General features: G+C 36.9%; 13 protein-coding genes. 9 read left to right on the top strand and 4 right to left on the bottom strand.

Annotated features, from left to right (window positions below):
• Positions 1-111: 111 nt before the first annotated feature.
• Positions 112-297 (bottom strand): tyrosine-type recombinase/integrase, encoded by a 186-nt coding sequence (locus NSQ95_RS16555; RefSeq protein ID WP_340881931.1) that lies wholly within the window; start codon positions 295-297, stop codon positions 112-114.
• Between the two features lie 210 nt (positions 298-507).
• On the opposite strand from NSQ95_RS16555, the gene NSQ95_RS16550 reads away from it, so the two are divergent.
• Together NSQ95_RS16550 and NSQ95_RS16545 are read left to right on the top strand one after the other, a co-directional pair.
• Positions 508-804: a hypothetical protein gene (locus NSQ95_RS16550; RefSeq protein WP_340881933.1), complete on the top strand. Its 297-nt coding sequence runs from the start codon at positions 508-510 to the stop codon at positions 802-804.
• A 524-nt stretch (positions 805-1,328) separates the two neighbouring features.
• Positions 1,329-1,799: a YtxH domain-containing protein gene (locus NSQ95_RS16545; RefSeq protein WP_340881935.1), complete on the top strand. Its 471-nt coding sequence runs from the start codon at positions 1,329-1,331 to the stop codon at positions 1,797-1,799.
• A 58-nt stretch (positions 1,800-1,857) separates the two neighbouring features.
• On the opposite strand, the gene NSQ95_RS16540 is transcribed toward NSQ95_RS16545, so the two are convergent.
• Positions 1,858-3,270 (bottom strand): VanZ family protein, encoded by a 1,413-nt coding sequence (locus NSQ95_RS16540; protein WP_340881936.1) that lies wholly within the window; start codon positions 3,268-3,270, stop codon positions 1,858-1,860.
• A 161-nt stretch (positions 3,271-3,431) separates the two neighbouring features.
• Positions 3,432-4,838, bottom strand: coding sequence for a right-handed parallel beta-helix repeat-containing protein (locus NSQ95_RS16535; protein ID WP_340881938.1), 1,407 nt, complete (start codon positions 4,836-4,838; stop codon positions 3,432-3,434).
• 299 nt (positions 4,839-5,137) lie between these two features.
• Here NSQ95_RS16535 and NSQ95_RS16530 point away from each other — a divergent pair, with 299 nt between their 5' ends.
• From NSQ95_RS16530 to xylF, 7 genes are all read left to right on the top strand, one after another.
• A complete protein-coding gene (locus tag NSQ95_RS16530; RefSeq protein WP_340881939.1) occupies positions 5,138-6,244 on the top strand; it encodes a sugar-binding protein in 1,107 nt (368 codons plus the stop codon).
• An 84-nt stretch (positions 6,245-6,328) separates the two neighbouring features.
• A complete protein-coding gene (locus NSQ95_RS16525; protein WP_340881940.1) occupies positions 6,329-7,849 on the top strand; it encodes a sugar ABC transporter ATP-binding protein in 1,521 nt (506 codons plus the stop codon).
• 18 nt (positions 7,850-7,867) lie between these two features.
• Positions 7,868-9,043 carry a sugar ABC transporter permease gene (locus NSQ95_RS16520; RefSeq protein WP_340881942.1) on the top strand — a complete coding sequence of 392 codons (1,176 nt, stop codon included), beginning with the start codon at positions 7,868-7,870 and terminating at the stop codon, positions 9,041-9,043.
• A gap of 155 nt (positions 9,044-9,198) precedes the next feature.
• Positions 9,199-10,179 (top strand): substrate-binding domain-containing protein, encoded by a 981-nt coding sequence (locus tag NSQ95_RS16515; protein WP_340881943.1) that lies wholly within the window; start codon positions 9,199-9,201, stop codon positions 10,177-10,179.
• Positions 10,176-11,639, top strand: a complete 1,464-nt coding sequence (locus NSQ95_RS16510; protein WP_340881946.1) for a histidine kinase — start codon at positions 10,176-10,178, stop codon at positions 11,637-11,639. The genes NSQ95_RS16515 and NSQ95_RS16510 overlap by 4 nt, the downstream gene beginning before the upstream one ends.
• The gene (locus NSQ95_RS16505) at positions 11,614-13,161 is read left to right on the top strand and encodes a response regulator (protein ID WP_340881948.1); all 1,548 of its coding nucleotides are present in this window, start codon (positions 11,614-11,616) and stop codon (positions 13,159-13,161) included. The genes NSQ95_RS16510 and NSQ95_RS16505 overlap by 26 nt, the downstream gene beginning before the upstream one ends.
• An 11-nt stretch (positions 13,162-13,172) precedes the next feature.
• On the top strand, positions 13,173-14,225 hold the full coding sequence (xylF, locus tag NSQ95_RS16500) for a D-xylose ABC transporter substrate-binding protein (RefSeq protein WP_340881949.1): 1,053 nt from the start codon (positions 13,173-13,175) through the stop codon (positions 14,223-14,225).
• A 106-nt stretch (positions 14,226-14,331) separates the two neighbouring features.
• Here the strand turns inward: xylF and NSQ95_RS16495 are convergent, their stop codons facing one another.
• Positions 14,332-15,744: a DHA2 family efflux MFS transporter permease subunit gene (locus NSQ95_RS16495; protein ID WP_340881950.1), complete on the bottom strand. Its 1,413-nt coding sequence runs from the start codon at positions 15,742-15,744 to the stop codon at positions 14,332-14,334.
• Between the last annotated feature and the right edge of the window lies 1 nt (position 15,745).

Raw genomic sequence — 15,745 nt, 5'->3', positions numbered from 1 at the left:
TTGACTACTTCGGTGTGTAAAAAAATGCATATGACTAATTCTAGAGAAGGTCTTTCATCAGTTTGCTAAACTGTTGAGAGGCCTTTTCTTCCATGTTTTTCGTCAGATATGCTAGATGTTAATAGTGGTATTTATATCGGTATGGCCTAATCGTTGTTGAATTTCTTTAATACCTGCACCGGCTTCAATTAATAGTGATGTATGGATGTGTCGGAAAACATGAAGTATAGTATGTTTCGAGATATCGGATTTTGATAATATGCGTTGTAACCTTGTTGTAACAAGTTTTATTACCATAGAAAATCCTTCTTTACGCAAATATTACGGGTGTGTTTATGTCACTAGATCCTGTTCCTTACATTCTATTTGGAGAAAAAATATTAAAGGGAGTGACAAATAGTATTAAAGCTTATAGTAATGGGAAAAAAATATGAATGGTTTAGTATCTGACATTAAGAAAACAATGGCAAGTTCAAGAAATGAACGGCAAAATGGGTGGAGTAGAGCATGGAAATAAAAAAAGATAAAACACTAACTCATTTATTATTAAGTAGTTATACAATTGGTTTTGTATTAGGTAGTCTGACTTTCTTTATTTCTGAAAGAAATAAAGATTTTCATTATAGTTTTTCAAAAGAATATATTTTTTGTTTTATTATTTTATTTCCAATTATCTACTGGGTTTATCGTTATTCTGGAAGGGTATTTAATAATCAAACTTTAAAAATTAAATTGCTTTACTTTGCATTATGGATGTTAGGCATGTTCTTTGGATTAGTATTTTTCGAATTGATTCTAAACTAACTAATACAAAATATGTGATTGAGTTAATGTACAAGTAGATGTGAATGTCTCACAAGATAGTGGCTACGCTAACAATAACCACATGAGTTTGTTTAAGATAAAAGTTTTAGATTGACCACTTCTATTTATTTTTCTATATAAGTGTTAATAGGGTTGAGTGATGGGCGGCATGATGTAACTTCCACAGGATGTGGTGGCTTAGGCGTTGCGACAGGACGTCGCGGTCTTAGCCTAAGTTCATCTGTCTGCAATCTCTTGATGCTTGATATATAAGGGTTTGAATGTAAGGAGAAATTAAAATCTTAATACTTAATTAATGGAAGCTTCACGAAAGTTTATAAACTTTCGTGAAGCTTTTCAATTTTTATTATCTGTTTGAATATTAGAGGTTTCATATAGTTAAACTGTCCGTTAAAAAATTCCTCATGTACTTTCTGTCGTAAACCATTAGTTTAAATAAAAGAAAAAAGGGCATTTAAAGTAGTAAGGAAACAATTTCAAAAAACAGACAGGAGGAATTATTAATGACACAAATTGCTACGTATAACAACTCACTGAGTAATGCGGAGGAAGAAAAAAATGGAAAGCTTTTAAAAGGTTTAGTAGTTGGTGCTGTGATTGGTGCTGCTATTGCTATGCTTGATTCCAATACAAGAAACAAAGTAACATCCACAACCAAAAACGTGAAAGACTCAACATTGGATATGTATAGCCAAGTTAGAAACAATCCAGTAGAAGTAAAAAACGATTTACAAGAGCGACTGAAATCTGCCTCTACAGTTCTGAAAGATGCGATAAATGACGCGCAATCGCTATATGAAAAAGTAAACGAGAACATTCTTGGACCAGTTAGCCAAGTAAAGGAAGATTCAAGTGGAATTATTTCGAGTGCTAAAGAAATCACCTCTGATATAAAAGAAATAAGTGGAAAAGTGAAAGAAGCGGGAGAAGAAGTGGTAGACAGCGGTAATGGAAACAATCAGACTAAAATTTAATCTCTTAATTAAAAATAGCACTTTACTTTGGTCTCATTAAAGTAAAGTGCTATTTTATTTATTTGATTGCTGGTATTGAAATTTCAACGGTGGAGTCTGGATTGTTCACGTTACCATTAAAAATATATACAGGCTGATAAAAACCTTTAGTATCATAAGTATAGTCTATGCGAACATCCGTTATCGTTAACGTATCTCCTTCTTGTAGAGGATTAAATAAACTAAACTCTCCATTTAATAACGCTTCATATGCTTCCTGTCGAGATATAATTTCCTTCTCCCCGGCCATTTGATTATTACTCACATAATAAGCGATGCTGTCGGGCGTTTGCTGATCAGAAAGTGTAATGATGAGGAAACCTTGTGTAATGTCTTCACACGTAGATTGTAAATTCTCTGGCTCGTCTAAATCCCAACGAATAGTACGTTCATCTTGCTGCTCATAGGTAGCATTACTAGGGAATAAACCTTCATCTTCTAACCATTCCTCCATAGACTGCTTTTGCTGTTTAATATCCACTTTTGGAACCCCTTCGCTATAAGCATCGGATGAAAAGGACCAGGAACCATTAGACATGAAATAAGTTAAATAATAGTTATCACCTTCACCGTCTATAAATGTTAATTGTCGATTTTCACCCTCCATACGTATATCCCCTTGCTGTTGTAAATCAAATCGACGGGAGATGGATTGTGAGATGGTTTTAAAGTTATTGATATTTCTAACATTGGAATTGTAATAAATACAAGCGTTAGACGAATCATTAGTTAGCTGTGTCTCTAATTGCACGGCAATTTGCTCCATGCTTTGCTTTTGGGCAGGTTTAAATGGCAGGTTTCCAAATTGCTGTGCGTTGTATACAACACTGGCAATACCGAATAACATCACGAAACTAAGTGGAATAGCAAACGCTTTTACAATTGGAGCTGATTTTAACTTTCGTTGCTCAATGCTTGTCAGTATTGCCATTATGAAAAAGTAGCCTGCTAAACTCCCTATTGTATTATGGACAAGATCGTCCAATTCAAAAATCCCTTTACCTGAAATGAATTGATATGTTTCTAAGCAAAGTGTAACTACAATCGAAATAAAGAATACTCGCCAAAACGATTTGTTTTTGTAGTGGATCAAGGGTAATAAAATTCCTAATGGCACAAACATTAACATATTAAAGATGATTAACTGCAATTCAGGCAAGGACCATTTGTTCCAGGCATTCACGTAGCTACTAAAAAGACTAGGATTAAATTGGCCAGTAAACATTGCTGGTCTACTTAACGTTGTAATACCTAAGACAACAATCCCCCAGCAAAGAAGCAAAATGATAAAAACTGATTTAGATAGCCGTATGGAAAACTTTTTCGGAAAAAATTTTTTAATTATGAAATACCCAATTATTAAGATGATGAAAATAATAATAGAATATTTTACATACGGTAAAAGACCAGACACTATACTTATTAAATCCATTAAAATGTAACCTCCCAAGTTCTTTGATACGTTTATCGTAACAAAGAAATCTTAAGGGAAAGTTAGCGGAAATCTTAAGGTTTTATGAGTATTTATACTTTTATGGAATAAAGTTACTAATTGCCTGATGCACGCTGATATCGAATAATAGAGTTGTAGGTTTACAAATCTATAAATGTATTTGTAATATGTTGCTGATACTTGCTTCGATAGCTTTGGTGAGTTATCGGTAGCTCCACCGAGATAAATAGATCTTCATAAAAGGGAAGTGTCTCCTGAGGATTTTCTTTATTTTCATTATGTTTTATATAATTTAATGTCTTAGATGAACGGGAGGACACATTTGGCAATGGCGGAGTCAACGCTGTTTTTATCGGTATAAATTCCGTATGCTCGTCATCATATTTCTTGAATTTAGGATTTATACGAATGTAATCCTCTTTAGAATCAAAAATGGTGTTGGTTGAAAGCGCATCTTTATTATCCTCCGTTAATTTATTGTAGGTTATATCGTACTCAGAACCAGAATCATCGTTTTTCCACGCTATAAATTGTATTGCTCGCGGTATGTCTCTAAAAAAATTATTTTGGAAGGTAGGATTTAAGGCACCACTTGCCATAATTCCCCGATTCGAATTATAGTCACCAGGGTCAACGTTTTCAAAGTGATTGTTTTCTATCGTAGCATTACTCCAGTTCATCACTCGTATTGCGTCCTGACGCATTTTTTTTATTTTGTTATTTCTAATAACAATCTGATCGTGATATTTCCCACCAGAGTATTTATGAGTGCCGATTGCACGGTCTAAATCGTAGAACACATTATTTTCTATTAACATATTGACGTTTGGTGTCTTGTCGAACTTACTCCACTTTGAGCTCCAGCCATTCGTAAGCTTGTCCGGGGTATCGATATTAATGGCTTCTTTTATCTCAGTAGGGGAAGCTTTTGAATTCATAAATTTATTGTTGGATATAACCGAATTTTTTGTGGCATCAATTTCGATAAAATGACCAGAATACATGTTTACAAAATGAATATTATCAATCTTAAGGTTTTTATTATGTCCTGCAATAATAGCAATTGCATCCTTGTCAAAATTTAAATCCATGGTAGCTGTTCCTGCTCCAATGAAAGAGATATTTTTTTCACCTTCGTGTTTACCGTATACACCTTCTTCTTTTCCTAACGAAGGACGTATAAGATGAAAAAGTGATTTATCGGCGTCGAGTTCAGAGGTACCAGTTTCATCGCCGTTGACAATCTTTGCACCGTCTTCTAACTTAATCGTGATATTGGAAGGGACAAAAAGGACATTGGAAACTGTATAGGTACCTTTTTCTAAGATGAGCGTTCCACCATTTGTCTTTTCGAGCTGTTCCAGATAGGAACGAAGTAAATAATAATGTTTCGTATGAGAATTATATGTAGTAGCGCTCTCGAACTTATGTCCATATGTATCGCTGTTTGGCGTGATCGTATAGGTTTCTGCCTTAGCCTCTATAGAACTTGTAGGAAAGGCAGCCCACAGAGCACCCACAACTAAGAACAGTAAAAATTTTCGCATGTTTCTTTTCTTCCTCCTGACAACTTTAAAAATTAAGTAATCTATCATTTAGTATCTTTATTTATATTTACCCCATATAGGATTAAATAATCTGGGAATATCAGTTGGTTAACCTTCCAACTTCCATATTTCCTTTTGACTTTGAGAGACGACCTTAATTGGTTTGTCTTTTTTATTTTCCCCAAAAGATAAAAAAGTATAGGTGATGTTAAAAGAGTGCTATTGATAGCGCTTTCATTATAATTATCTGAATTTATAATAAAATAGTAAGGATTTTATACAAAGGGAGAGGGTTAAAAATGTTGAAGAAGTTCAAGGGGTTCACATTTTTACTTATGTTAATGGCTTTTGCCATAGTAGCTGTTGCTTGTGACGCAGGTGGAAACAGCGCAGTAGATGTAGGGATTGTATTGCCTACAAAGGATGAACCACGCTGGGTTCAGGATGAACAGCGTTTTAAGGATGCCTTAGCTGACTCGGATTATTCTACGGAAATCTTATTTAGCCAAGGGTCGTCTGCAAAAGAAAAAGAAAATGTTGAGGCGTTATTAAATAAAGGCATCAAGGTATTAATTATTACTCCACATGATGGCGCGGCAGCTGCTTCTGCAGTAGAGGCGGCTAAGAAAGAGGGAGTAACTGTAATTGCATATGACCGTCTAATAACAGATACGGACGCAGTAGATTACTATGTAACTTTTGATAGTTTGGCAGTAGGTGCTGCACAAGCTCAGTACTTAGTGGACAATGCAAATGGTTCTAATGTTCCTCTGTACTTGTATGCAGGTGCAGCTTCAGATAATAATGCATTCCTATTCTTTGAGGGGGCTTGGCAGGTACTTCAGCCTAAAATCGCCGATGGAACGTTTAAAATTGTTAACTCAAGTGAAGCAGAGGCATTAAAAGATTCCGCAGAGCTTTCTCGTGATCAGCTTGGGAAAATCATTGGGCAAATTACAACGAACTGGGATCCTAATGAAGCAAAAAACAAAGCACAGACACATTTGACTGCTGCTAGTGAGGACTTAAAAGGAGATGTATTAATACTTGCTCCTAATGATGGGACGGCTCGTTCGATTGCCGATGTATTTGGTTCAGATAGTGCTATTACAAGCTATTTTGTCACAGGTCAAGATGCAGAGAAGGCTTCTGTTCAATACATTATTGATGAAAAACAATCCATGACAGTGTTTAAAGATGTTCGTTCATTAGTAAAAGATGCTATGGGTATGGCAGTGGAAATTTTGGACGGTAAAACTCCTGAAACCACTGGTTCATACGATAATGGAGCAGCGGAGATAAAAGCAAAACAAACAGATGTAATTGTGGTTGATAAAGACAATGTGAAGGCAGAGTTAATTGATTCAGAGTATTACGAAGCAAGTGAGTTCACCGGTATAGAGTAAAAGCTAACTATAGGAGAAAAAGTGTTGTAACTTTCAATCACTTTTTCTCTATCTTTAATTTGTATAGGTGAGGGAGGTATTAGAATGAGTGACTATATTTTAGAAATGAACAATATATCTAAAGAATTCCCGGGAGTTAAGGCCTTATCCAATGTAAATTTCAAAGTAGGTAAGGGTGAAATCCATTGCCTAGTAGGAGAAAATGGCGCAGGCAAGTCTACTTTAATGAAAGTTTTAAGCGGGGTTTATCCTTATGGTACTTATGAAGGCGATATTGTATTTGAAGGTCAAGTACAACAATTTCAGGTCATCAGTGATAGCGTGAAGGCTGGTATTGGAATCATCTATCAAGAGCTAGCACTTTTTCCAGATTTATCGGTCTACGAGAATATCTTTGCTGGAAATGAGATTAAAAAAGGTCCTTTTGTAGATTGGAATCAAACCATTGCTCAGTCAACTAAATTACTCGAAAAAGTGAACTTAAAGGTAACGCCAGAAACTTTGATTAAGGAATTAGGTGTAGGAAAACAACAACTCGTAGAAATTGCCAAAGCATTAAGCAAAGACGTGAATTTGCTTATATTAGATGAGCCAACCGCTGCACTTAATGAGGATGATAGCGAGAATCTATTAAATCTTTTAAAAGAGTTAAAAGGTCAAGGTATCAGTTGTATTATGATTTCCCATAAGCTAAAAGAGGTTATTCACATAGCGGACAAGGTAACTGTCCTTCGGGATGGAAAAACTATTTGTACATTAGATGCAGGAACGGGAGAGGTAACGGAAAATGTCATCATCAAGAATATGGTTGGGAGAGCCATTGAAGATATTTATCCAAAGCGACAAGACAAGAAAATCGGAGAGACCGTTTTATCTTTAAAAGACTGGTCTGCCTACGATCCCCAGTTAGGTAGAAACACGGTGAAAAATGTAAACCTTCAACTCAAGAAGGGAGAAATTATTGGTATTGCAGGTCTAATGGGCTCTGGGCGTACTGAGCTTGCATTAAGTATTTTCGGAAACCCCAAAAATTATAAGCTTCAAGGAACACTTGAGCTGCAAGGAACTACTAAAGTGTTGAAACATACTAGTGACGCGATAAAAGCTGGTATTGCCTATGTTACAGAGGATAGAAAGGGAGATGGATTATTTTTGTTGCAAGATATCAAAAGTAACGTCTCGGCGGCTCATCTGAAAGGGATCTCAAACAAAGGAGTCCTCAACTTAAATGAAGAAGTGAAGGTTGGTCAAGAATACAAGGATTCTTTATATATAAAAGCAAGCTCTTTAGAGCAAATAGTTGGCAAATTGAGCGGGGGAAATCAGCAAAAGGTATCTCTTGGAAAATGGTTGTTTACTGGACCTAAGATTTTAATCTTGGATGAACCGACACGAGGAATTGATGTTGGTGCGAAATTTGAAATTTATACCATTATGAACCAGTTAATTAATGAAGGTATGAGTATTATTATGATTTCCTCTGAACTTGGTGAAGTGCTAGGAATGAGTGATCGTATTTATGTTATGGCGAATGGGGCTATAAGAGGGGAACTGGGTGCAGAAGAAGCATCTCAGGAAGCTATTATGGAACTCGCTACTCAATAGATAGAAAGGGGAAGAATCATGAATTTATTTAAAGAGGCCAAAACTCTTGTGAAAGATAATATACGAGATTATGGAATGTATATTGCATTAGTCGTCATTCTATTAACATTTACGATTATGACCAATGGACTTTTTATGTCTTCGCGTAATATAAGTAACTTACTAGATTCAGCAGGCTACATTGCTGTTCTAGCTGTTGGAATGACACTAGTCATTGTTATCCGTCATATTGACTTATCTGTAGGCTTTGTTGCAGGGTTTTTAGGAGCAGTAGCAGCGATTTTCCTCACACAATGGGGTGTTTCCATCTGGATTACAATACCGGTTGTTTTAGTTTTTGGGGCAATCATCGGTTTATTTAACGGTGTTTTGGTTGCGCGAATTGGTATTCCCTCCTTCGTTGCTACATTAGCAGGGATGCTCATATTTAGAGGGGCACTCCTACAGGTTACAGAAAAAACAGGTACGATTAGTATTAAGGACAGTCAATTTAACGCGATTGGAAATGGTTTCATTCCCTCCATTATGCAGATTAATGGACTACACCTTATGACATTGCTTGTTGGCTTAATCGGTATTATTTTGTACATCTATAGTGAGTTTTCAAACCGTAAAAATAAATTGAATTATGGATTTGAAGTGATGTCTAATGGGATTTTTACTATTAAACTGGTTTTAATCTCAGGGATTATTGCTTATATTACATGGATTTTAGCTGGATATAATGGTTTTTCCTGGACGGTTGTTATTATGGTCATTGTCGTTATAATTTATCATTTTTTAACAACAAAGACAGTGCTTGGTCGTCATATATATGCAGTAGGAAGTAACCCGGAAGCTGCCCACCTTAGTGGGATCAACGTACAAAAGATTACATATATCGTCTTCGGTTCCATGGGGATGCTTGCAGCGCTATCAGGAATTTTATTTACTTCTCGTCTTCAATCAGCAAGTACTACTGCTGGTACTCTTTTTGAATTAGATGCTATAGCAGCTGCATATGTAGGTGGAGTTTCGTCAGCTGGGGGAGTAGGAAAGGTAACTGGTGCCATCATTGGTGCTATTGTTATGGCTTCTCTATCAAGCGGTATGAATTTATTAGGTGTCGGAATATCTTACCAATATATGATTCGCGGAGGAGTTTTAGCTGGAGCTGTAATCTTCGATGTGATGACTCGAAAACAAAGAGCTTAGTGTGGGTTAAATAGACAAAAGGTATAGTGGGCTTATACCTTTTGTTTTTCTATATAGGAATAGATCTTGAATCATATTAATAATGGAGATAAGTTATTGTCAATTAATGGACAAATGGTAATATAGTAGAAAAAGATGAGCTAAGGGGAGAAGGAATGAGGAAAAAAGTAGTCTTTATACTTGGAATACTTATATTGATCTTTAGTTATTTGACATTTTCCTCTGCAACAAAGGCTTTCCTTACTTCTAGTAAAATACCTGAAACCATTCCTTCTAATGAGGGTACCATTCGACTTGTTCTTATAACCCAAGAACTGGACACTCCTTTTTGGAATAAGGTTGGACAAGGGGCGGTTGAAAAAGCGGAAGAAGAAAAGGTTCAATTAGAGGTCTGGGGAAGCTATGGGAATAACCAGGAAGATTTTTTGAAGCGGATAGAGGTTGCTCTTCATTCTAAGGTTAGTGGAATTATCGTTCAAGGTCTAGACAATGAAGAATTCAAAGAACTAACCAAGGTTAAGGCTGCTTTCTATGGTATTCCTGTAATTACAGTCGCTAATGATGTACCAGTTGCGGAAAGTTTAAGAAAGACCTATGTCGGTTCAGATCAGCTAGAAGCAGGTAAAATGGTTGCTCAACGTTTAGTTAGTGAAATGGGCACCGCTGGAGAAATCATCATTCTAAGAGATGAGATACAAGCACATTATCAAGAAGAGCGCTTGAAAGGGATTCAATTAGTGCTTGAACATTATAAAGGAATTCGTGTTATTGAGAGAGGGACAGAGGATACAAAGGAGCAGGTGATGGCTACTACGCAGCAACTGATGAATGAAACTCCTCAAGCTCAAGCTTTTATAGCGATAAACGCTAACTTTGCTGGACCAATGATCCAGGAAATTGGCAGACGCACTCAGGTAGAGCCATACCACATTTATACATTTGATGATGGTATAGAATCAAAAGCATTACTAGAGCAGGGATTGCTAGATGGTGTGTTGGAACAACAGCCTGAGAGAATGGGTAGAGAAAGCGTCAAACAACTAATGAAGTGGCTGACAGGTGAAGTGGTACCACTTGATTCCAATGGCTACCTAACTGAAATAAGGATGTCTCAATCGGATGGTACGGAACAATGACGACAATTCATAAGAAGATTTGGATACTCGTAACAGTTGTTCTCGTTATCATGGGTATCATTTGGTTAACGCTTACGTATTACAACCAGCAAACTCAAGAGCAAACAAATGATGTACTGCAGCGTTACTTAAGGATGAATGAGGTTACGACAGCAAGTCAAAAAATAATAACTAGCTTAAATAACTATTTGCTAAGTCCTACAGAGAAAAATAGACAACAGCTGGATCAAAGTATAGTAGATATACAAGAGGTTCAACAGGATGCTGCAGACCTTAGAAACGTAGAAAACTCATTTTCCTTAACCAATTATATTCATTTAATCGATAGTCTCATTGAAACAACAGAGCGTTCTATTATGTTCTTGAATGAGCAAAGTATAGAAGAATCTACTAAGGAATTTAACGAAGCAAATCGTATTTCTATGTACATATCAGAAATGACGTTGACGATTTTAGATAGTGAACTACAAACTTATAATGAGTTTTATCGGGATATCATTAAACAATCTGAAGAGCTCCAAAAGCTAGGAATCTACTTGTTACTATTAATAACTTGTGTGTTACTACTAGCGACACATTGGTTTTCACTGAGTATCACAAAGCCTATCCATCAGCTAACCAAGGCAGCCAATGAATTATCAAAAGGGAGATTTAGCCAGCTGATTGAGGTTAAATCTAATGATGAAATAGCCTTTCTAGCTAAAACATTTGATAAAATGCGCATTAATATTAATGATTTAATACAGGAAATTCAGCAAAAGGCCCAGCTGGAGCATGAGCTTCAACAAAGCAGACTGCTCCTAAAGGAGAGCCAATTAAAAACTCTACAAAGTCAAATAAACCCCCATTTCCTGTTTAATACACTAAATACTCTTTCCAAAAAGGCTTATTTGGATGGAGCGGAGGAAACGAGTGACCTCCTAGTTAGTGTAGCAGGATTACTTCGTTATAATCTTAAGCGAGGGGATGGGACTGTCACCTTACTAGAGGAGGTTATAGTACTCAATCAATACATGGAAATCCAAAAGGCTCGCTTTATCGATCGCTTACGATTTGTATCCGACATTGATGATTCTTGCTTACATATTAATATTCCAGGTCTGACGCTTCAGCCTATCATTGAGAATGCGGTAATCCACGCGATAGAGCCCGAAATAGATGGAGGCACTATTTGGTTTAGAATTTATAAAGAGCATTCAATTGTAATGATAGAGATAGAAGACAGTGGTAAAGGTATGACTAGTAAACAAATAGACGAATTGCTTAAGGGAAATATTATACCTAGCGAAGGGCATTCTACGGGAATGGGATTTCAAAATGTTGTAAAAAGGCTATCCCTATTTTATGGAGATAAAAGTACAATGAATATTCATAGTATAGAAGGTCAAGGGACAAAGGTAATCATACAAATTCCAATAGCATGGGAGGAAAATGATGATGAAGCTTCTGATCGTCGATGATGAACCGATAGAACGTGAAGGCATGCAAGCAATTCTTCAAAAGTCTTTTCCAGAGTTTACATTTTATCAGGCTAAAAATGGGACGCAGGCAATTGAACTGGCAAATAGGTTTCAGCCAGATTTGGTATTAATGGATATTATGATGCCTGGGATAACAGGTCTGGAAGCGATAGAAAAAATAAGAGAAATCAATCCATCGATAAAGTTTGTAATGGTAACTGCATTCGACATGTTTGATTATGCCAGACAAGCTATTAAGCTTGGGGTAAAGGATTACTTACTCAAGCCAAGTAAAGTAAGCGAAATTATTACTACGGTTGAAAAAGTGCTAGAGGAATATAGAATCGAGAAGGAAGCAGAGGCTAGCAGCCGGCTAGCAAATGAAATGTGGCAAAAAACACTGACGCTTGCGGAGACAGATATTGTAACACAGCTATTATTTGATCATGTTCATGAAGTGCATATAGATTTGCTTGTTGAACTGTTAGATACCCCTGCTACACTGGAAAAATTTGTTGTGGTGCTTCTACTACCTGAAGGGACAGAGCACCTATATGCAAATATCAAGCAGAAAGCTCGGCAATCAACTAATGCTTGGGTAGGTGCTCTATACGGCAGACAATTGCCTATTATTGTTTTTAGAAAACCAGAGATTAGCTTCCGAGCTCAAGCAATCGCATTTGTAAAAGAAATTTTATCATTAAATAAAGAAAGTAATGGTTTGAACTGGTTCATGGGAATTGGCCAAGTCTACAAAGAACTTGAGGACATTCGACAATCCTACCAAGAAGCACTTATAGCTACAATGGATCCCACCCTGATAGTCAAATATCGGTTTTATTCGGAAATGCAGACTATTACAGTTGAAACAGATTATAAGATTATCAGACAGCAGGAAAAACATTATTTCGAGCAACTACGACTTGGAGATTGGGAGTCCATTCGTTTGTTTGTATTTGAAATGATTCAGCAGCATGAGAGCAAAGGGAATGGTTTAATCTACACGCAACAAAGAGTATTGGAGCTACTCTGGATTGCACATAGAGTGATGAATGAGTTAGGAATTGACTCAGAAGCACCGGTTTTTCCACTACAAGCACGTGATTATCGGCAATTGCGAGTGGAAACTAACCATTTACTTAACCATATGAAAACGGTTTATATAGTTCATTTTGAGAAAATAGAAGCAGATAAAATACACCAAATTAAACAATTTATATATGATAATTCGCATAAGGATATCTCGTTAGATATCCTAGCACAGAGAGTAGACTTAAGCCCCATCTATATTAGCAAAATGTTCAAGGAAAAGTTAGGTATTAACTATATTGATTTTCTTACAGATTGCCGAATTGAGAAGGCTAAGAAGCTTCTTAGTAATTCCGAGAGTAGTTTGAAGGAAATTACGTTTGAAATTGGTTATCATGATCCCAATTATTTCAGTAAGGTATTCAAAAAGATGTGTGGGGTTTCTCCAAAGGATTACAGAAAAACAATGTTAAGTAAGAAAGCAAAAGCGTAAGGGGGGAAGGGATGAAACGAAAGGCTAATTCTATTTGGCTAGTGGGAATCATACTTCTATTGGTAGCTTGTGTCCCAGAGCCTACAGAGATTATCAAACACGAAAAAGATTCTCCCTCTATTAAAGACGAAGAGCCCATTCGCATTGGGTTTTCGATGGATACCCTACTGGAAGAACGTTGGATAAAGGATAGAGATTTGTTCAAGGAGGCTGTAGAAGCTTTGGGAGCCAAGGTGGAGATTGTTGCCGCCAGTGGAGATGACGCGCTTCAAATCTCACAAGCAGAAAGTCTTATTCAAAGCGGTGTAGATGTTTTAGTAATAGTTCCTCATAATGCGGAGGCAACTGCTGCTATTGTCCATAAGGCTCATCTTGCGGGAATAAAAGTCATTGCCTATGACCGACTCGTGAAAAATGCAGACCTCGATTTATATGTTTCCTTCGACAATGAACAAGTGGGAGAAATGCAAGCCAGGGCTATGATTGAGCGTGTTCCAAAGGGAAACTACGTATTTATAGGAGGAGCCATTACTGATAATAATGCGCATCTTCTAAAAAAGGGAGTGTTTAAAGTACTCCGTCCATATATCGATAATGGGGATATTAATATTATTTATGACCAGTGGACAAAAGATTGGACTCCGGTCAATGCTAATTCCAACATGATACAAGCTCTTCAAAACACAAACTTGCAAATCGATGCAGTAATAGCAGCAAACGATGCTACTGCAGGCGGTGTGATAGAAGCGCTGGAGGCGAATGGGCTAGCAGGACAAATACCAGTGGCAGGACAGGATGCAGACCTGGCAGGCGTACAGCGGATCGTTAAGGGAACCCAAACGATGACTGTCTATAAACCTATTCGTATGCTTACAGAGGAAGTAGCTAGACTCGCAGTTTCTATGGCGGAGGGTAAGGAGATTTCAGCGAAGCAGAAAGTGAATAATGGAAAAATAGAAGTTCCTTCCGTATTATTAACACCTATACCAGTAAATGATTCTAATATTAATACGACTGTAATTTCAGATGGTTTTCATTCAAAAACAGATGTTTATATGGAATAGAGCGATTATATATAATGTGGAAATTGATAAGCGTGAAAATTTCATTTTCCTCTGAAAAGACATAGAAAACCTTCAAGCAATTAAGCTTGAAGGTTCTTTTTTGTTTTTAATTATGTTGATTGATCGTTTGTTTTTTTCCTTTAATAAAGAATGAAAGAATCAAACCAACTACTGCTAATGCAATTGCATATTTAAAAGATGTTTGTACTCCATAAATAAATGAATCTACTGAAGGGATAGGAGTACCTTCTTTATTCATATATGAAGTTTGAGCAGTGGACATAATAGTAATGGCCACGGCAGTTCCAATTGCACCTGATACTTGCTGTAGCGTGTTCATTAAGGCAGTGCCGTCTGGATATAAATGACGCGGTAACTGATTTAAGCCGTTTGTTTGAGCAGGAGCCATCACAAGTGATACGCCAATCATCATAACACTATGAAGCACGATAATCGTTAGTTGAGATGTTTGTTGGTCAATTTGCATAAAGAATACAAACGCAATTCCAATCAAGATAAACCCTGGCATTACTAATACCTTTGCGCCGTATTCGTCAAATAGACGTCCGACAATAGGTGAGAAAATCCCATTAATGACACCACCTGGTAACAAAACCAGACCTGCTGTAAATGTTGCTAAGGCTAAGCCTGTTTGTAGGTAAAGCGGAAGCAAGATCATGGTAGAAAGAATACACATAAATGCGATAAATACCGCAATGAGTCCTAATACAAACATAGGATATTTTAATACAGTCAAGTTGATCATTGGTTTTTCCATGTTCAGCTGGCGCCAAGTGAATAGAGCAAGACCAATTATACCTGCAGCTAACGCAACAATTACAATAGTACTCCCCCAACCATTTTCTCCAGCAACGCTGAAGCCATAGACAATTCCTCCGAATCCAATACTGGAGAAGAGAACAGATAGTACATCAATCTTCGGATGAGTTAGTTCATTAACATTTTGCATATAGAAATAGCCGAAAACTAAAGCAAATACAAGGAATGGAAGTGTAGTCCAGAAAATCCAGTGCCAAGTTAAGTATTCTAATATGATTCCAGATACGGTAGGAGAGATTGCCGGTGCAAACATAATGACAAGTCCCATGATACCCATCGCGGATCCACGTTTTTCAACTGGGAAGATTAATAGAACCGTATTAAACATCAGAGGCAATAAGATAGCAGTACCAACTGCTTGTACAATACGTGCCATCAATAAGAAGGCAAAGGTTGGCGCAAGTCCTGCAATTATTGTCCCTACGATAGAAAATGTTAAGGAGGTTAAGAATAGCTGACGAGTCGTAAATTTTTGGATTAGCAATCCGGAAATCGGGACAAGTATACCTAGGGTCAGCAGGAAGCCAGTTGTCAGCCATTGAATCGTTGTATGTTCAACGCCTAGCTCGACAGTTAGTTGTCCTAATGCCATGTTTAGTGCTGTTTCACTGAAGAGACCTACAAAGCCTGCTATTAAGAAAGCAGAGAGTATAGGTAATTTTTTAATTGGTTGTGACATG

It is taken from the genome of Psychrobacillus sp. FSL W7-1457 (assembly GCF_038593405.1).
GTDB lineage: Bacteria > Bacillota > Bacilli > Bacillales_A > Planococcaceae > Psychrobacillus.
The sequence above is the reverse complement of the archived record's forward strand: the minus strand, read 5'-3'. Positions and strand labels throughout refer to the sequence as shown.